Genomic DNA, 18747 nt, shown 5'->3' with positions numbered 1-18747 from the left:
GGTCGGCCGCACAACTCACGCGCAAAAAATTCTGATAATTCCGGAGGAAAAACGGTTTTGAAAAGACTTTCACCTTCAGGTGTCAAAGCACTGATTTTTCGGGTCATGCCTTTGATTTTTCCGCTTGCGCTTTTTGCTGACAAGCAGACTTTTGCTGCGCTTAAAACAATGCTTTTAAAAATTCGGTCTGATTTTTGTTGTCCTGCACGGGCAAGAATTGGCGCGTTGAAACAAAGCCTTTTCCCGAAAGCAGAAAGGCTCACCGGTTGAAAAATCGCGATTGCCTCTGCCTTGATAAAAACAACAAGTTGTTTAACTATTTCATCACGTGATTGATGAAAGACAAAGGAAAGAGAATGCCCGTTATTAACCCGATAAGATCTGCAACTGTCAATGCAGCAGCCACACCGGAAGAAGTCGCATTCCGTTTGTTCAGTATTATTGCCGGTGCTTCCGAAAATACGATTGATAGCAAAGATATTCTGCCGCTTTTTGCCAAATGTATGATTGCTGTCGGCAAACCGGAAAATATCCTTTCCGAGCCGCAGAAATATGATGTGACACTCGAAAACACCAATGCCAGAAAGGCTTCCGCCGAAGATGAAGGCTCGCCGGATAATGCCTCCGGGAGCGGCAAGAACGAATAAGCATAATTTGCTTTTTTTGGGAAAAAATCGGGCTAAAGAAGACGAGCTGCATAAAAGCGTTCGGCATAATGAACGGGGCGCAAGCATCGTCAGCCCGCAACAAGTGCTTCCCCCAGCAGTTTGAAATACGCTTTGAAGTTTAAATACGCTTTGAAGCTTGCCAGAAGAAGGCGCAACGCAAAAGCCGCACGTCAAGGCCTCTTCGCTTTTAAAAACATTTTCCCCTGCGGCTTCATTTTCTGCCGCTTCATTCTTGGATGAAACTTCTAAAGGCCAAGTCAACAGTGCGGGCTTGCGGTTAAAGTAGTTCACCAGCTGTTTTTCATGCAAAACATCAGTGTCGAATAATTGTGACACGCCAATATCTGACAACACGCCAATATCTGATTTGTCCATTTGTTCCACCCCGAAACATGGCAAATACGCCGTCTAAAAAACTCACAGGAAAGCGCACACTGCACTTTCCATCTCTTACCCGCCACTTTTAAACACTAATAATGTTATAATACACTCAAAAGTAGCGGATAGTTGTATAACAACATCATTTATAGCAGATTGTCAACATGATTTATGTTTATTATTCTGACATAATGTATGTTATGGACACGATGGGACAAAGATTGCGCGAAGCACGGCTGAAAGCGGGCTTTTCATCTGCGACGAAAGCTGCGGATGCAATTGGTGTGAGTCATTCGACCTATCGGGCGCACGAAAACGGGCAGAATGATTTTAGCCCTGAAGACGCGGCAATTTATGGCCGCAAATTCGGCATAAGCGCATCTTATCTTTTGACAGGTGAAAATGCCGCAAAACACAAGATTGTATCGAGTTTTGACCCTGATATTCCTGACCGGATTGATAGCGATGTTAAAATAAGATCGCAATTGAAAGACGGTGAAATTCCCGAAATTGATGTCAAGGCGGGCATGGGGGCCGGCGGGGAAATTATGATCGTCAACGGTGCCAAAAATGCTGTTCAAATTTCAACTGAAGTCATACGGGATTTTTGGCGTTTACCCGAAAGCCTGTTGTCGAAACTCAATGTCGTCGCGTCCAATGTTGCAGTCCTTCCCGCTTATGGGGATAGCATGTCGCCCACCATTCATGATGGTGATGCGGTGTTTATCGACATATCGCACCGCGTTCCGTCACCTCCGGGAATTTATGCGCTGGCTGACGAGCTCGGCGGGGTTATCATCAAACGGCTGGAAATTGTCTCGCGCCCCGGTGCGGATGAAATCGAGGTCGAGGTCATATCGGATAATCCTCACCATAAACCACGCATTCTGAATTTAAGCGAAATCACCATTCTTGGCCGCTATATCGGCCGTTTTACCCGCTAAATTCTCTAAAAATGGTGGTTTTCAATACGAATACATGTTGAATCATTTATATAGGCGAACATGGTCTATTTCGATAATTAAAAATTTAACAATTATGTTAATTATTATTTGTTGCTTTATAAAAAATTGTATAAAATATAATTTTTATTTCTATTTTGTTGCCAAATAAAATAATGAATAAAATAAAGGGCTGGGTAAAACTCAGCCCTTTATTTTACTTATTCGGCAACGAGTATTGGCCATGCTTTTAACCCGTATGCCGGTGCATAAAGCACTTTACCGGTTTTAGGGCATTTCCGACTAACACGGAAAATGTACTTGTAACCGTCGGGGGCCTTCAATGATTTTTTCATTGAATACCTCATCAGGGCGCTATTGCCTTTTTGCGGATGATGACATATAACAACGCTTGGGAGCAATTATTAAGGTTTTCATCCGAGGCTTTCTTATCAGCGAGCCCGGTGTGCCTGATAAGAAAAAATCTAACAACCTGAGTCTTTCTTACTCAGGTTGTTTCGTCGATTTAATCGGTTAACAGCGCAAGTATGCGAGATGCCGAAATTGTTCTCCAAATCACTAACAGTATCGTACGATTCGATGAGTTGTAAAGGTGCTAAAAGGCTAGCGGCAAAAACGTTGGCTTGAGGTTCTGTAAGTTTGTAGGGAGGCACAACTGCTCCGAACGGAACTCTTGACAATACCGTGTTTGAATGTAGGACGAAATGTCCGATTTCATGAGCGACCGTGAAACGCGCTCTTGGATCGTTTCTATGTGCTTTTTTATAGACATCTTCACGGAATGCTATAAAACTACCATCTGGAGCAGTAAATCCTTCCGCAGTTCCCATATCTTGTACTGTTTCGATACGGAGCTCTACTAGCATTAAAGATTGCGACATAATAATTTCTAATATATCCATTACAGGTAAAAATTTTTCACCCGTGGCTCCTATTGCCGTTCTGAATTCCCAAGCTTTATGCTCAATTTCATACCAAGATCGCGCTGTGGTCAAAAAGCTTTCACTCATTACTTTTCTCTTACCTTGATTGCTCACTCGAATGGCAGGCATTGAATTTTCGATCCCCTTCATTTTTTATTCCTTAAAATCTTTTGAATGCTATGAAGTTGATCTTCAGATAGTTCATTCATTCGCCTTGCCATGAGACTTACAGTATCTTTACTTAGGTCAGACTCGGGAAACAAAGTGAAATGTCGTCTAGAGCGCGAACACGCAGTTCTAATCCTTGCAGCACTTTCACCAGTAAGATTGTAAGCACCTATAATCAGGTCATCAAATGTAGCAGGAATAGATTTTTTGCCTCGTTCTATAGCTGAGATAAAAGCAGGCGACTTTTTGATCTTATCAGCCATATCTAATATCCGTTCGTTACGATCAATCCTCAATTTGCGTAATTCTTTACCTAAATCGTTCAGCATAGCCCATCTGCTCCTATTTTTTTTAAATTTACCACATAGGTTAAAATAATCAACCAAATATTGAAAAATAATTACAAAAATATAAAGATTTTGATGTGGGGGGAGTAGTTTAGATTGATTCGGTAACTAAGAAATAAGAATAACATATATCATGTTAAATTTTAAAGTATTGACATACAATATGTTATATCTTATAACTGAACTCATCAATGCATTACAATTTTAACTATGCTTTGAATCGAAGGATTTAAAGTTTTAGAAATAATGAAACCAGCGTTTCATAAAAAGGCGGCTTCTAACATCTTAGCTCAAGTCCAGTCGGCTAAAGTGGAAAATCCGTGAAATCGTCATATTCAAAATCGCATGTCAACGGCGGTTATTTTGATCGTTACGTTCTGTGCAAAAATGTATCATCGTATTTATAAGCGAACGGGAAAAGGCTTTTTATCGGGGGCCAATTAGTCTCGGAAATTAAGGCGAGGGGTGGGCGGGATGAAAAAGCCTAAAAATCATGGAAAAACTTTAAAGCCGCAAGCCGGATTTTTTCGTCCCCCTGATGAACCAAAAGGTTCGCCGGACAATGGTTCAAGCACTGACGAAGAAATACAACCTCCGTTCGATAAAACTGACTTTTCTTGCAAAGAAACAGGTCGCGCAGAAATAGATCACGGGCAAAGTAAATCTGCCGATGTAACAAGTAAAACTTTGGATAGCCAAAAATCCGAAGGGCTACGTCAAAAAAATCCGGTTAACCAAGCCGACAATGCAAGAAAAAAGCAGAATGAAAACGACTATTTCTCGTGGGGCGATATCAAGCCTTTTTTGAAAAGCCTGAAGACCCATTCGCGGGCAGAAAAAGTCATGGCGCTTGCATGGAAACTTTATCGTTCAAGCCCGATGACTGACGAGACATTCGATCTTTCAAGGTTTGCTCTTTTCATGAAAACGGCGCAGGCCGAAGTCGACCACGAAAACGACCCGCCGATCACTATGACGCGTAAAGAAATCCTCTTTATCGGTTCCGATTGCGCTACCAGACCAGACGAATGCTAATTGGCAGCGCCTTTCTTTTTTCTCCGCGGATAAAGCAAAATCGCGTTAAATAGACTTCTCTAAAGAGATTGCATTGTTTCATGACAGAATAGCTTCACTGATAAAGCCAAACTGAACCGGCTTAAAAATGAATGAAATATATATAGTTTTCCCGACTTCTATCATAAGTTCGTTACACGTTCTGGCGGTATCTTAATCACCTACCGCCTCGTTACTCGCGAAGGGGGGTACCGATTTTATCGGATAATGACCAACAACGTCATTTTTGCTTGATTGCTTTTATATAAGCCAACAACGCCAATCGCTTTCAATGGATATTTTAGTAGTGTCATGACATTCTACACGATATAAATAAAACTGACGGTGCAAAATGTACTTTTTCTAAACAAAACTATGGATTTGAAAGAACGTATAAAAAATTCGCGCATTGCAGCGAAGATGACACAAGAAGAGCTAGCAAGAGCCGTTGGTAAAACGCGTAACGCTGTAGCCCAATGGGAGTCTGGGTTGACTCACCCGCGCCTGAACACCCTTGAAGATATTGCCGGAGCACTTAATGTCTCAATTGATTGGCTTCTTACCGGTAACACTCCGAATGTTGCTGGAGCGGAAACGACCCGAACAAATAGCGAAATGAGCGATGTGAAGTTCAATAATAGTACTTTACCGCCGCGCCAATACATGCCGCAGGACGTTCCGGTAGTGGGGACTGCTGCTTGTAACACCGACAACGGTTTATTTAAACTCGATTCATCAATCATTGATTACGTTCATAGGCCACCCGCTCTGTTGATGACCAAGGATATATATGCCTTATACGTGGAAGGGGACACTATGGAACCACGTTTTAAAGCTGGTGATCTGGTTTTTGTCCACCCGAATAAACCGGTGCGTATCGGTGATTCCGTAGTGGTGCAGATTGCCAAAACTATAGATGAACCAATCAAGGCCATGATTGCAGTTTTGGCGAAACGAACATCGCACGAAGTGTTTCTACAGAAATATATCCCCGACAAAATCATCAGTTTTGATAAAAAATATTTTGGCTATTCATAAAATACTGGAAATTACAGAGTTATTCGGTCTATAATGCACATGGCGCTCAGCTTTTGATATGTAGGGAGAGAAATTATCATGGGATGCGACGTATATTATTATTGTGGCGCCATAAATTACCCAGGTTATTGGTTGCTGACAAAAGAAATTAAAAAGCAGAAAGAGGAATCGGATTTAAATAAAAGTGTTATTTTGGGTATAACCACTTTAGGAGGCGATCCCGATGCGGGCTATAGGATTGGGCGCGCGCTACAGCACAATTACGAGGATTTTTCTGTATTAATATCGAGCTTTTGCAAGAGTGCAGGCACACTTTTAGCTATTGCAGCCAACAAACTTATAATAGGTGATACGGGCGAACTTGGCCCTCTGGATATACAAATAAAAAAGAATGACGAGTTGGACGAGTCTAATTCTGGCCTCGACATAATGACGGCTCTGAATAGTTTGCAGGCGGTGTCCGCTGACTGTTTTGCAGAAACGATGAAAAGCATACACGATGACACCAGAATAAATGCTAAATTATCGGGGGATATGGCAGCCAAGATTATTGAAGCGATGATATCGCCGATAACTGCACAAATTGACCCTATAAAATTTGGAGAACACCAAAGAATCTTGAATATTGCAACAAGATATGGGGCCAACCTTAACCAAAAATTTGGTAATCTTAAGCCAGGAGTTTTAAATAAAATTATTGCAAATTATCCATCGCATGGATATGTGATAGATAGAAAAGAAGCTAGAGAATTGTTCAAGCGGGTTGTGGAACCTGAAACGCGTGAGATCGTTGACCTTTATGATACGTTTTATAGCCGCTTTCACAAAAGGGATTTCAGTTTTCAAGGAATTCCACAAGTAGAATATTTTTGCGAGCTCTCGGAGAATTGTGATGAACGATATGGATCTAAAGAGGAAGAATGTGACGATGAACGGGGCCATGAAGGAACTGCTGTTGCAAATGGAGCAGACAAGAAAACTGACAGTCGAGCAAATAAACGCAATAAGAAAGGCTCAAAACAAAACGATCCCATACCAGATCAAGCCGAGCAAATAAATTAATTTTTTTAAAGAAATCAATCCACCCCGCTTTTTGCGGGGTTTTTTATTGCCTTGCTTCGGTCTCCTATAACCGCTTAACAAGTTTAGCATTCGCGCTTATACAAAATATGCGAAAAATAACTTTTGCTTTTCATTGTGAACAGTTTGACTGGGCAAATAATTTATATGAAATTGATTGAGCACCACGAAGAAATGAAAGCCGATCGGACATTATCGGGGCGATCAACATATTTGCGATGAAACGAAATAATCGGTTGTTTATCAACGCCACAAAAAACTTCGCAAAATCTGCTAATGCTTCCGGAAATCGTTTTTCTTGGGGGGGTATAAAGCCTTTTTTGAAAAGCCGGAAGAACCATTCGCGGGTAGAAAAATTACGGAGCTTGCATAAAAACTCTATCGTTAAAGCCTGAACAGCATTTCCCAAATGCCGGTGTTCTGCTGCTTTTTACGGCTCGTTTTTCAGTTTTAAAAGCTCATTTCCACTGGTTTCCGGTTTTCACCGGTCCCGGCCGTTCCGCTTTGTCTTGAATGCCGAGCTGCCGCTATTCCCCAAATCCGTTTAAAAGTTCACTCCCACCGTTTTCCGGTTTTACCGGTTACGGCCATTGCGCTTCATGTTAAACGCAGAGTTGCTGCCATTCCTCACACCGATTTCTAATGTGAAAACACAAGCATTCAAAAATGCCGTTTTTTAAAAAACAGGTAATCGCGTGATGAACGCCAGAAGCAATTACCTGCGCGCTGGCGGGAAGCTTTTCGGCATATAAGTACCGGTCGGCTGATCGGTCAAAATTTCGTTTGGCCGCGAAGCATTGGATTGAGCAGTGGCAAGTTGTTCGGCCGCTTTTCCGTTTGTGGAATTCTCTCCGTTCCGGTTCAGAATTTCTTTGATATCGTTGAGTTCACTGTCAACCTCAGAAGAGGCTTCACCATCTTTCCCGAAATAGACATCAAGCTTTTGGTCAACTTCTTCCGCCTTTTTTGAAGATGGGTCAGCCATTGCCTCGACAATGTCTTCCGCCTTCAAGCCTAATTTATCAAGGCCGAGCCTTTTAGTGATGCCTTCCATAAATTCTTCATAACCTACCGGGTCTTGAGATTTCATGTAAGCCAATTTGCCGCGGATAAAATTGGCCAGACGTTTGAGATCTGCTCCACCTTTATCAAGATCAACGCCAACGCTCCTTGCTATTTCTCTCAGTATTTTTGCTTTGAATTCGGTTTTGCTCATACGGCTATTATCAAATACCGTAGCGCCTGCTATCTTGCTGCGGATTTTGTCATAGGTCGATTTTTCTTCCGCTTTCAAAGGAGAGCCTGTTTCTTTGGCTTTAAAAATCTGTTCCGTGGTCGTGGGAGCGCGTTTGGCCTGTTGTTCGACCTGATCAATTCTCTCTTGCAAGATTTTGACAGAAGCGAATTTCAAATTCTGGACCGGCGTCAGTGCCATGATAGTCTCTCCCACAATTTACTCGTGTTACAGTAGTCGGGCTACATCAATCTCTTAATAGATCATGTATTATTATATTATTATTTTACACGTTAATTTTTTGAAAGTAAAGTTTCAATATAAAACATGAAATTACTGCGCCGGCATTGAAGTTAAAAACAACATATCGAGAGAAATGTTTAACTCTGCTGGAAGATTGCGAAAATCTATTTCGCCAAAAGTTTAACTGACACTATGGCTTTTTGAATAAAAACAGAAGGCCAGAAAGCCGCTTTCCAAAAGCAATAGGATAATTTCGAGAATATCAACTAAAAACAAAATGTTAGGTAATACTTGCGCTTTAAAGGGAAGTCCTTTTTGTGAAAGCCGGAGCGGTCTTCAAAGGAGAGATAGGCTTCCAGAGCACAGTTTTATGGGCAAAACCGTGTCAGCTCACGGGCAGATTTCATCCGGTTACACAATTTTGATGGAGCACAATTATTTTTCATTGAATAGAAGAAAAACTGCCCACAATTCCTGCGCGTTAGCCAAATTCCAAGTGAAAAATGAAAAAAACCAAAATTAATAAACGACCATTTATTTTCATCAATATCCTCTCAGTTCATATTTAATGCCTATAAGCCAATTGTTTATTACACTATTGCTATCTATAATGAACCAGTTTTAATACCACGTGGGCCGTATTCATGAACAAAATAGCTTTCATACTTCCAGTGCTTTCGCTTTTAAGTGGATGTCTAGTTCCTTTTGACATTCCGTCTAAAACACAGGAAGCATGGAGAGGACGTCCTATCAGTGAGTTACAACAAAAAGTCGGACCGGGTGGATCATTTGGTACTGATAACAATGGTGAACGTTATTATTTTAGAAAACAATCAGGTGACTTTAGAATTATTAATCCAAGTGGCGGCTTAGTGAATCGCTCTTGTGAGTTTCGTGCTTATATAGATAACCAAAATAGGATTACACATTTCAAGAGGATCAATAACGGCCTTAATTGCACTAACTATATCTATCTCCTTGATTAATAGATCATTTGCAGTTTACCATTTTTACCGCACATGACATGAGCAGAAGTCGATCGTCATAAATTTGGCAGGAATTTTTCAGAAGTTCGTTTTTTGTTTATCTTATTGAAACTGTTCATTGCTTAAATGGCGTGGCATAGTTTTCTCTGAAGGGTTATCAAGAGTGGAATCGGTTGTCGTGATATTGATATTGCTGGTCGCTGTTATCATCAGCGGCGCAATATCGCGCGCGCTTCCATTACCCATTCCGCTACCGCTTATCCAGATTGCTGTTGGCGCAGTGGTTTCTCTTGCTGGCGACATGGGCGTAAAATTGCGGCCGGAAATGTTTTTCCTTCTGTTTTTACCGCCGCTTTTATTTCTTGATGGTTGGCGCATCCCGAAAGATGGTTTGAAGCGCGACCGCTGGACAGTGCTTGAAATGGCACTGGGGCTTGTTGTCTTTACGGTTTTGGGGGTCGGCTTTTTCACCTATTGGATGATTCCGGCCATGCCGCTTTCGGTCGCTTTTGCGCTTGCTGCCATTGTTTCGCCAACCGATCCTGTGGCCGTTACAGCAATTGCCAAACGCTCTCCCATCCCGAAACGCCTGATGCATATTCTGGAAGGTGAATCCCTGTTGAACGATGCGTCCGGTCTTGTCAGTATGCGCTTTGCTGTGGCAGCGGCCATGACCGGCTCCTTTTCGCTCATTGCGGCTTTCGGAACCTTTTTGTGGACAGCCGTTGCCGGTCTTATTATCGGGGCGGCAACCACCTTCTGTGTCACTTGGGTGAGCAATTTCTGGAACAATAAATTCGGCGAGGAAACAGGTTCACATATTCTCATAAGCCTGCTTATTCCTTTTGCTGCTTATCTTGCCGCCGAACAGGTGGATGCATCGGGAATCCTTGCCGCCGTTGCTGCCGGTATTTCCATGAGTTTCACCGAAGACAGTTTGCGCAACCTTGCTTTAACGCGCATTCGCAGGCTTGCTGTCTGGGACACGGTGCAATTTGTTGCCAATGGTGTCATTTTCGTCATTTTGGGCGAGCAGCTTCCCCATATTGTGAGCGGTGCGGCAATCGTGGTTCAGGAAACCGGACACCATGAACCGATCTGGCTTGTGGCCTATGTCATTTTAATCAATCTTGCACTTGCCTTACTCAGATTTATCTGGGTTTGGGTTTCTCTGCGTTTTACGCTTGCACGTGCTTATCGGCGCGGTTTCAAACCTTTCGTGCCAAGCTGGCGGCTCGTTGCTGTGACATCGCTTGCCGGTGTTCGCGGTACGGTGACCCTTGCCGGTGTTTTGACCTTGCCGCTGTTTTTGCCTGACGGTTCGCCTTTTCCCGCCCGCGACCTTGCAATATTTCTCGCAACCGGCGTTATTCTGATTTCGCTTGTCATGGCTAGTGTGTCTTTGCCATTCCTCCTCAAAGGTTTGGAATTGCCGCCCGAACCTTCCCACCAGAAGGAGGAAGAACGCGCCCATATTGCGGCTGCCGAGGCGGCCATTAAAGCGGTTGAACAGGCGGTGCACAATTGGGGTGAAGGCCGCAGCGATGCCGACCTTTATACAAGTGCGGGTGCGCGTGTCATGGCGAACTATCGTGATAGATTGGCCGACCAGAATATTTCGGATGCAGATGCAGGCAATACCCAAAAGATTGCCGAAATCGAGCGGCGTTTGCGCCTCGAAGCTTTGAAAGCCGAACGCCAAACCTATTTTGCTTTTGGCCGTCGTCACCAGCTTTCGGAAGAAACAACTGCAAAATTGATCCGCGAAGTCGATCTTCTGGAAACCCGTTTTTCAAACGGCTAAGGAACACATTTTGGAAACGGCTTATTGCCCGGCCTTTCCAAACCTGTAGGCCGGAAGTGTGCCGCCTAAATGGTAGAAAAGACTGGCCAAAAAAGAACAGCCAAAAACAGAAAGCAGAGTTCAAGATTTTTTGGCTTTTCCGCTTGTTAGCCGCAAGCCGCCTGTCAACACAGCAAGTAAAAAGCAGATTGTGCCGCACCACAAAGCATAGCGCGAGCCGTAATGGGAAGAGACAATCAGGAAGAATGCAACAAGTGTACTTCCCACCGATTGGCCGATAAGCCTTGCTATGCCCATAATACCACCGGCAGCGCCACTTCTGTCGGCAGGGGCGGAAAGCATGATAACGCGCTGGTTGGGCGCATTGAAAAAGCCCATGCCGCAACCACACACCATCATGCAGATCACAATCACAAGAACCGGCGTTCCCTCACCAAGAAGGCTTAACGAAAACATTCCGCTTGCACATAAGAGCATACCGATAGCCACAAGCAGAACCGGTGAAAAATGGTCGGAAAGCCTGCCGGTAAAGGTTGAGGTGAGTGCCGCAAAAGCAGGCCACGGCGCAATCAGAAAGCCGGTGGCAAACTGGCTTTTATGCATCAACATCTGGAACGAAAAGGGAAGCGCCACAAAAGCAATCCCTTGCGCGATAAAGGCAAAAAGGACGGCAAGAATGGAAAGGGTAAAAATCCGCGAGGAAAAAAGATCAAAGGCGAGAAACGGGGCAGGATGGTTTTTCTGGCGAATGATAAGGGCAAAAATGGCAACAAATGAAACGACAAAGGTCGGAATAATCATGGAAAGCGGCTGGCGGTGTGCACATTCGCCAATGCCGAAAATAAGAGCGGCAAAACCGATGCCGCAAAAACAGGCGGCAAGATTGTCAAAACGATAGTGGCTCAAAGGCGTTTTTGGTAGCGAATGGAAGGAAATAGCAAGCGCCACAAGGCCAAGCGGAACATTCATCAAAAACAGCCAGTGCCAGGTGGTAAACCACAAAATAAGCGAGGCGAGTGTCGGTCCCAAAGAAAAGCCAACCCCCATGCAAATGGCATTGATACCAAGCCCGACACCCAATTTTTGCGGCGGAAAAGTAAAGCGGATAAGCGGAAGGTTGGTACTCAATATTCCGGCCGCACCAATACCTTGCAAAATGCGTGCACCAACCAGCGTTGGAAGCGACCATGAAAGCCCGCAAAGAAGCGAGGCGAGGGTGAAAACCATGAGCCCGACAATGAAGATAATGCGAAAACCGATCACTTCGCCAAGGCTTGCGAAGGGAAGAGTCATTGCAACCATGGCGAGAAGATAGGCTGTCACCGCCCAAACGGTTGAAGCTTCGCTGGTTTTGAATTCCTGTGCAATTGTGGGAAGGGCGGTATTGGTAATGCCAGTGTCGATCATTGCCATGATAACGCCGAGGCAAATCGCAAAAATAGCGGCCAATTTATAGGATTTTGTTACTTCAGCATTTCTATTCACGTGCAACGTCTCTTTAACAATGCGAACTTCAACCTTGTGTCAGCCATCTTTTCGGCCAAGCTTTTTGCCCCATGACTATAAACATGAATAGGCTCTAAAAGCACAAGAATATTTTTGTGAAGAAAATCATTCCAACACATTTTTCGGGCAATTGTTTTTGCCCTTATTTTCTTATGTTTTATTGTTCTTCGACCGTTTTATTGATTTTTCCCTATTTATTCTTTTTTACCCGTCTTTTCGCCTAAAATGTTTCTGAATTGTTTGAGCGGCCGCTTTTTCTAAGTTTTTATCTCTAACACCCTCCAATGTTTTCGGGGGGCAGAGTTTTTTAAAAAAGCCGATCTAGCGGTAATAAACGGCAATTTTCTGCCCGTCTATATCTTTGACCTTGATATCGATATCATAAATTGCCGAAAGGATTTCATCTTTCATGACATTTTCAGGAGCACCGGAAAAAACGAGTTTTCCTTCTTTCAAAGCAATGATGAGATCGGAATAGCAAGAAGCAAAATTGAGGTCATGCATCACCATAATAATGGTTTTGCCCAATTCGTCGGCCGCATTGCGAAGCCGCTTCATCATTGAAACGGCATGGCGCATATCAAGATTGTTCAATGGCTCGTCAAGCAGGATGTAGTCGGTGTTTTGAGAAATCACCATGGCAACAAAAGCGCGTTGTCTCTGCCCGCCCGACAATTCATCAAGAAAACGTTTGCGATAGGGGTCTAGCCCCAGATAGCTTATGGCATTATCGACAAATGTCTTGTCTTCTTTGGTCAAGACACCATGCGAATAGGGGTAGCGGCCGAAGCTTACAAGATCTTCCACAGTGATGCGCGCTGTGAGCGTGTTTTCCTGTCGCAAAATAGAAAGCCGTTTGGCAAAATCGGCTCCTTTTGCCTTTGTCACATCAATCCCGTCAACCGTAATTCTGCCCTTGGTGATCGGCAGCAGCCGGCTTATCATGGTTAAAAGGGTGGATTTACCCGCACCATTCGGGCCGATAATCGAAACCATTCCGCCTTTGGGGATTTGAAGCGACAAATCCTCGATAATGCTATTGTCGTCATAGCTTTTGAATACATGGCTAATTTCAATCATCTCAATTTTCCCTTGATGAGCAGGGTCAAAAACACAATGCCGCCGACAAATTCGATAATAAAGCTCAACCGGCTTGCCATATTGAAAAGCTGTTCGAGAATGAACTGGCCGCCGACAAGGAAAATAATCGAAAGCAGAATGGCAACCGGTAACACGCTCATATGTTTGGCCGTGGGTGTAAACTGGTAGGCAAGGCTTGCAACCAGAAGACCGAAAAAGGTGACCGGCCCCACAAGTGCGGTTGAAACGGCAACCATGATCGAAACCAGCACGAGAATGCGCGTGACAGCCTGTTTATAATCGATACCGAGATTGATTGCCATATCGCGCCCCAGTGCCAGCACATCGAAAAGATAGCGCATACGCCAGCCGATCAGGGAAACAATCACAACAATAATCACTGCAATGCCGATGAGATTGGTGTTAAAGCGGTTGAAATTGGCAAACATCACATCGGTAAGATTGACCGCCTCGTCGGGGTTCAGTTGCAGTTGCAACAACATGCGCAAGCTGAAGAACAGGCCGCCAAACACAACGCCGATCAAAAGCGTCATGTGGAGTCCCTTGATGGTTCCCGAAAAGAGCCATGTGAAAAGGCTTGTCGAAAACAGTGTGAGAATAAGTGCCACAGCGATGAAACGCACTTCGTCGCTCACCCCGTAAATAACGGTCGAGCCGACAAAATAAACCACCACCGTCTGGATGAGAATATAAAGCTGGTCAAAGCCCATAATCGAGGGGGTAAGAATGCGGTTGTTGGAAACCGTCTGGAAAAGCACCGTCGAGACAGCAATGGTATAGGCAATCAGAACAAGCGAAACGAGTTTGCCCAAACGGAACGGCCAGATCACAACCGACATATTCCATGAAAGGTAAAGCGCAATAAAAATGGCCGCAACAACACCAAGGCCGATAAGAAGAGGCAGTGTCGAGCGGATTTTTTTTGATTGTTCGGGCTTGCTGAAGCTCAAATCTGCGGAGCCACTGCCGGTAATAGCCGTTTTGAAAGAATCCGCTTCTTTGGTGCTGATAAAGCCGGATTGAACGGCTGCATTTTCCCTTTCCGCTTCCTTGCCCAAATCCCTGTCTGTTTTCTTGTTCAGGATGTTGACTTCGTCAAGGCCTGCCTCGCCAATTCCGGCTTCGCCAATATCTTTTTCCTCAATTTCTGCTTCGACAATATCCGCTTGAACAGAAGCATTTTTTTGTTCATCCGGCGTGCTGGCATCCGTTTCGATAATTTCTGTTTCTGTGAAATTATCCTCGCCAATTGCAGTTTCGATATTATCGGTTTCAAGAAGGCCGGGTGTGGCAATGCCGGACTCGACCGCATTTGTTCCGGCAACGTCTTTTCCGGCCGCATTTTGTGGTTTCTCACCTTTGAGAGCGGGCTTGTTATTGTCCGGTGTTGTTCTAACCAAGGCGCTTTCTCCATTTCAAGAGAAGTGCGATGAAAAGCACACTGCCAAGAACGCCCATAATGGTTCCAACCGGTATTTCTGCCGATTTGCTCATCAACCGGCCGAGAATGTCGCAGGTAAGCACCAGTCCCGCACCGGTTATCATGACAAAAGGTGCTGTGCGGCGCATATTGTCGCCCATGACGATAGAGACGATATTGGGCACGACAAGGCCGATAAAGGGTATCCGCCCGACAGTGCAGATAACGGTTGCCGTTATCATGGAAATAATGACAAGGCCGAAAAGCATAACTTTTTTATAATCAAGGCCGAGATTACTTGAAAAATCCTCGCCAAAACCGGCAACGGTAAAACGGTCGGCCGCAAGATAGGCAATAAGGCAAAGCGGCAACGACAGCCATAATAATTCATATTTGCCTTCAACCACCATGGAAAAGCTGCCAAAAAGATAGGATTGCAGCGAAGGCAACAACATTTCCTGATCGGCAATGCCATTTGTAAGCGCACCAATCACATAGCCGAGCATGATACCTGTTAGCGGCACAATCAGTACGGATTTAAGCGGGATTTGCCGCAACAAAAACATGAAAATGAGCGAGCCGAAAAGCGCAAACAGGGCTGCCACCAGCATTTTTAAAATCACATCAAGACCGGGGGCAAATATCATCACCACAAGAATACCGAGCGAGGCCGATTCAACAGTTCCCGCTGTTGAAGGTTCGACAAAACGGTTCCTTGTCAGCATTTGCATAATCATGCCGGCAAGGGCAAGTGAAGCGCCTGAAAGAATAAGCGCAATGGTGCGCGGAACACGGGTTTGGAAAAATACAAGGAAGCTGTGCTCGTCACCGGCAAGAAGGCCGGAGAGGGTAACACTGGAAAACCCCAGAAACATACTGATAATCGACAGGACGATAATAACCGTTATGCCAATAATAAGAGCGCGCACTTCAATCTTTACCCGATTAAAAAACATCAGAAGCCGGCAGATCAATCTGCTGCTTCCGATGTTTAAGCGTTAAAGCTTGAAACAATCAACCCGTTTCATGACTTTTTCAGTCAACAACAGGCTAAATGCTTATTTTGCTTTTGAAAATACGTCATCAAGTTGATCGGCTGTCTCATGAAGACCCGAAAGTCCACCACCGATGAGATACCAGTTTTGCGGGTCGAGATAAACGATATGCTTGTTCTCTGCCGCTTTGGTTTTGTTGATAAGGGCATTATCAAGCAATTTTGCAGCCGCTTCCCCTTCGCGGCCAATCGCTGCATCACGGTCGATTACAAAGAGCCAGTCGGGATTGGTTTCCAAAATGAATTCGGGTGAAATCATCTGCCCGTGATTGCCCACTTCCAGTTTGTCGTTCGCCGGTTTGACACCAAAACCGGAGTGCAACAGGCCGAAACGCGATCCCGGCCCGAAGGCGGAAATTTTGCCACCGGTGGTCATAACAAGAAGGCCTGTTCCCTTGTCAGCCGCAACTTTCCTTACCTCTTCAAGCTTTTTGTTAAGGCTGTCGATTTCGTCTTTTGCTTCTTTCTGCTTGTTAAAAATCTGGCCTAAAATTGTCACATTGCGATCAACATCGGCAAGATAATGATTGTTGTTGACTGACAAATCGATTGTCGGGGCAATTTTTGCAAGATCGTTGAATTTCGCTGCCGAACGGTCGGCAATAATGATAAGATCAGGTTTCAGGCTTGCCACTGTCTCATAATTGGGTTCAAACAAGGTTCCGACCTTGGTGTATTTTGCATCATTATATTGCTCGAGATATTTCGGCTTTATCCCTTCCGGCACACCCACAATATTATCAATTTTTAACCGGTTCATATTGTCGAGCGTGGCAAGGTCGAACACCACAACCCGTTTCGGATTATCGGGAATAGAGGTTTCACCGGCGGCATGTTTGATGACAACATCGGCACTTGCCGGTGATTGAAATGACAAAACGGAAGCCAGTGCACCAAAGAGCAGTGCGGCGAGAGTATTACGTCTATTAATCATTTTTACCTCATTTCTTTTCGACTGGTTGAAGGGAGTTTGGGGGAAATTTTTGTTGTTTGAAATTTTTTGCATTCAACGCGAATTGCAGACAGTCTTTGATCGCAGGCGAAAGCATTGTGCCGTGGTTTTTATCGGAAAAGCTGTAAAACGTGTTGTCAACTGCCTTTGCCTTTCTCAAAATCTCTGAAACATCTTTGCCATTCGGACCGGAATGTAAATCCTTAACCGGCTTTTTATTCGGTTCAGTCACATTCTTATGATGGGTTTTAATGCCCGATGTTTCAATCAATAGTCGTGATTTTAACCCTTCCGGCTTGTTATAGGCGGCAAGTTTTTCCATAAATTCATGCCCGTTCCACCAGATTGACGGGTCGGCAGCACAATAGGTAGAAAAACCGTGACTTTCGGCCGATAAAAAACTCTTCATCACAAAAAGCCCGCCAAGCGAATGGCCGAAGAAGGTGATATTGTTGCGATTGACCGGCAATTCCATCAATATTTCGGGTAAAATCTTTTTTTCGATAAGGCTGCGAAATTCTTCTTCGCCGCCGGTTTTTGGCGCTTCCATGCCTTCACGCAGCGGAATTTTATCGGCCGGTGCATAAGAGGTGAGGTCATAAAAGCGGCGTTTTACAATCTCTTTTTTCTCGTCGGTGGAATAGCCGATTGCCACAATTACGGCATCGGGTGCTTGCCTGATTGCAGGCTTGAATGTCGTGTTGCCATCAAGGAGTAGAACGAGCGGAAAGCCCTCTCTTGGTGCCGGCTTTTCCGGCACAGCAATAAACAGGCGATAGCGCCTTATCTCGCCGTTTTCGTGCCTCTTTCCAGCCTTGATTGTTTCTTCGCTTGTTGCCTGTGCGGTGTTTATCCCTTGATCACTTTTTTCATCAGCATTTTCAAGCACGGCGCTCTCAGAACCGTTATTCCCGGCGCCATGAAACCCGTCGCTTGTTTTGAGCTCGTCCGACTTTTCCCCGCCGGTTTTTGTCGGGCTTTCTGCTTTGTTTTCCTTTTCATCTTCTTTGTTGCCAGCCGGATTTTGCGCTTCATCCGTTGGTAACAAAGCAATATGTCCATCCACAAAAGAAACGTCTATATCTTTGGTGAGGATGCGCATTTTTTCTGTATGTTCGTTTGTCACATTCGCAAAACTACAGGAAAGGCCGAAAAAAAGGCCGGCAACAACAAGAGCAGACATCTTCAAGCAGGAAAATGAAAAGCAGGAAAGTGGAACGCGGGAAAATGGCAAGACTTGCAAGCGGCAAACGCCCGCCCGTTGTGCGCGAATATCTCCTGCCTTTTCAGCCGGAACAATTCCCGCCCGTTCAGCCGGAACATTTTCTGCCTGTTCTGCCCGAATATCTCCTGCCTTTTCAGCCGTAACAATTCCTGTCCTTTCAGCCGGAACAATTCCCGTCCTTTCAACCGTAACAATTCCCGCCCGTTCAGCCGGAACATTTTCTGCCTGTTCTGCCCGAATATCTCCTGCCTTTTCAGCCGGAACAATTCCCGCTCTTTCTCCCGTAACAATTCCCATTCTTTCTACCCGAACATTTACCCCCTGTTTTTCCCTCACAAAGCGGGGGCTTGAAATAAACCGGCGCGTTCCGGAGAAGCAGCTTTCCAAACTTCGGGCTTCCGCCAAATTTTCAAGTTTTGCCAAAGCCAAAGATTTTTCACGAACAAAAACAATTGCCTGAAAAGGAGCGTTTTCCAGAGTTAAAGAATTTGCCGGAGCAAAAACATTCTTTGGAAAAAGGCCATTTGCCGGAAACAGGGAAGGCCGGTTTTTAAAAAACCGGCACATGATGTTTTTGATGTTTTTCATCAAACGCGAACTTTCAA

The 18747-nt window shown here is 44.6% G+C and carries 17 protein-coding genes; 8 read left to right on the top strand and 9 right to left on the bottom strand.

Annotated features, from left to right (window positions below; genetic code table 11):
* The first annotated feature begins 57 nt into the window (after nt 1–57).
* The 3 genes from BBC0178_RS08800 (at nt 58) to BBC0178_RS08790 (ending at nt 1990) form a co-directional block, all read left to right on the top strand.
* Entirely contained in the window at nt 58–270 is a 213-nt protein-coding gene (locus tag BBC0178_RS08800; protein WP_149867466.1) for a hypothetical protein, read from the top strand.
* An 86-nt stretch (nt 271–356) separates the two neighbouring features.
* Nucleotides 357–647, top strand: coding sequence for a hypothetical protein (locus BBC0178_RS08795; protein WP_149867465.1), 291 nt, complete (start codon nt 357–359; stop codon nt 645–647).
* Between the two features lie 608 nt (nt 648–1255).
* Nucleotides 1256–1990, top strand: a complete 735-nt coding sequence (locus tag BBC0178_RS08790) for a S24 family peptidase (protein ID WP_225868305.1) — start codon at nt 1256–1258, stop codon at nt 1988–1990.
* 482 nt (nt 1991–2472) lie between these two features.
* On the opposite strand, the gene BBC0178_RS08785 is transcribed toward BBC0178_RS08790, so the two are convergent.
* Nucleotides 2473–3081, bottom strand: a complete 609-nt coding sequence (locus BBC0178_RS08785) for an ImmA/IrrE family metallo-endopeptidase (protein ID WP_078039877.1) — start codon at nt 3079–3081, stop codon at nt 2473–2475.
* Nucleotides 3078–3428, bottom strand: coding sequence for a helix-turn-helix domain-containing protein (locus tag BBC0178_RS08780; protein ID WP_078040440.1), 351 nt, complete (start codon nt 3426–3428; stop codon nt 3078–3080). The genes BBC0178_RS08785 and BBC0178_RS08780 overlap by 4 nt, the downstream gene beginning before the upstream one ends.
* 492 nt (nt 3429–3920) lie before the next feature.
* Between BBC0178_RS08780 and BBC0178_RS08775 the strand changes: the two genes are divergently transcribed.
* The 3 genes from BBC0178_RS08775 (at nt 3921) to BBC0178_RS08765 (ending at nt 6599) form a co-directional block, all read left to right on the top strand.
* Nucleotides 3921–4481: a hypothetical protein gene (locus BBC0178_RS08775; RefSeq protein ID WP_078039876.1), complete on the top strand. Its 561-nt coding sequence runs from the start codon at nt 3921–3923 to the stop codon at nt 4479–4481.
* 393 nt (nt 4482–4874) lie between these two features.
* The gene (locus BBC0178_RS08770) at nt 4875–5537 is read left to right on the top strand and encodes an XRE family transcriptional regulator (protein ID WP_078039875.1); all 663 of its coding nucleotides are present in this window, start codon (nt 4875–4877) and stop codon (nt 5535–5537) included.
* A 78-nt stretch (nt 5538–5615) separates the two neighbouring features.
* The gene (locus tag BBC0178_RS08765) at nt 5616–6599 is read left to right on the top strand and encodes an SDH family Clp fold serine proteinase (RefSeq protein ID WP_149867464.1); all 984 of its coding nucleotides are present in this window, start codon (nt 5616–5618) and stop codon (nt 6597–6599) included.
* Between the two features lie 733 nt (nt 6600–7332).
* On the opposite strand, the gene BBC0178_RS08755 is transcribed toward BBC0178_RS08765, so the two are convergent.
* On the bottom strand, nt 7333–8052 hold the full coding sequence (locus BBC0178_RS08755) for a hypothetical protein (RefSeq protein WP_078039873.1): 720 nt from the start codon (nt 8050–8052) through the stop codon (nt 7333–7335).
* Nucleotides 8053–8738: 686 nt separating this feature from the next.
* On the opposite strand from BBC0178_RS08755, the gene BBC0178_RS08750 reads away from it, so the two are divergent.
* Nucleotides 8739–9080 carry a hypothetical protein gene (locus BBC0178_RS08750; RefSeq protein WP_078039872.1) on the top strand — a complete coding sequence of 114 codons (342 nt, stop codon included), beginning with the start codon at nt 8739–8741 and terminating at the stop codon, nt 9078–9080.
* 163 nt (nt 9081–9243) lie between these two features.
* Nucleotides 9244–10884: a Na+/H+ antiporter gene (locus tag BBC0178_RS08745; RefSeq protein WP_078039871.1), complete on the top strand. Its 1641-nt coding sequence runs from the start codon at nt 9244–9246 to the stop codon at nt 10882–10884.
* Nucleotides 10885–11004: 120 nt separating this feature from the next.
* Here BBC0178_RS08745 and BBC0178_RS08740 read toward each other — a convergent pair whose 3' ends face one another.
* From BBC0178_RS08740 to BBC0178_RS08715, 6 genes are all read right to left on the bottom strand, one after another.
* On the bottom strand, nt 11005–12369 hold the full coding sequence (locus BBC0178_RS08740) for an MFS transporter (protein ID WP_078039870.1): 1365 nt from the start codon (nt 12367–12369) through the stop codon (nt 11005–11007).
* Between the two features lie 342 nt (nt 12370–12711).
* On the bottom strand, nt 12712–13470 hold the full coding sequence (locus BBC0178_RS08735) for an iron ABC transporter ATP-binding protein (protein ID WP_078039869.1): 759 nt from the start codon (nt 13468–13470) through the stop codon (nt 12712–12714).
* Entirely contained in the window at nt 13467–14330 is an 864-nt protein-coding gene (locus tag BBC0178_RS08730) for an iron chelate uptake ABC transporter family permease subunit (RefSeq protein WP_078040439.1), read from the bottom strand. The genes BBC0178_RS08735 and BBC0178_RS08730 overlap by 4 nt, the downstream gene beginning before the upstream one ends.
* Before the next feature lie 553 nt (nt 14331–14883).
* The gene (locus tag BBC0178_RS08725) at nt 14884–15867 is read right to left on the bottom strand and encodes an ABC transporter permease (protein WP_210326489.1); all 984 of its coding nucleotides are present in this window, start codon (nt 15865–15867) and stop codon (nt 14884–14886) included.
* Nucleotides 15868–15969: 102 nt separating this feature from the next.
* A complete protein-coding gene (locus BBC0178_RS08720; RefSeq protein ID WP_078039868.1) occupies nt 15970–16899 on the bottom strand; it encodes a siderophore ABC transporter substrate-binding protein in 930 nt (309 codons plus the stop codon).
* 7 nt (nt 16900–16906) lie between these two features.
* Nucleotides 16907–18730 carry an alpha/beta hydrolase gene (locus BBC0178_RS08715; RefSeq protein ID WP_149867463.1) on the bottom strand — a complete coding sequence of 608 codons (1824 nt, stop codon included), beginning with the start codon at nt 18728–18730 and terminating at the stop codon, nt 16907–16909.
* Between the last annotated feature and the right edge of the window lie 17 nt (nt 18731–18747).

Origin of the sequence: Ditibartonella apihabitans, assembly GCF_002007485.1 — a bacterium.
Classification (GTDB): domain Bacteria; phylum Pseudomonadota; class Alphaproteobacteria; order Rhizobiales; family Rhizobiaceae; genus Bartonella; species Bartonella apihabitans.
The sequence above is the reverse complement of the archived record's forward strand: the minus strand, read 5'-3'. Positions and strand labels throughout refer to the sequence as shown.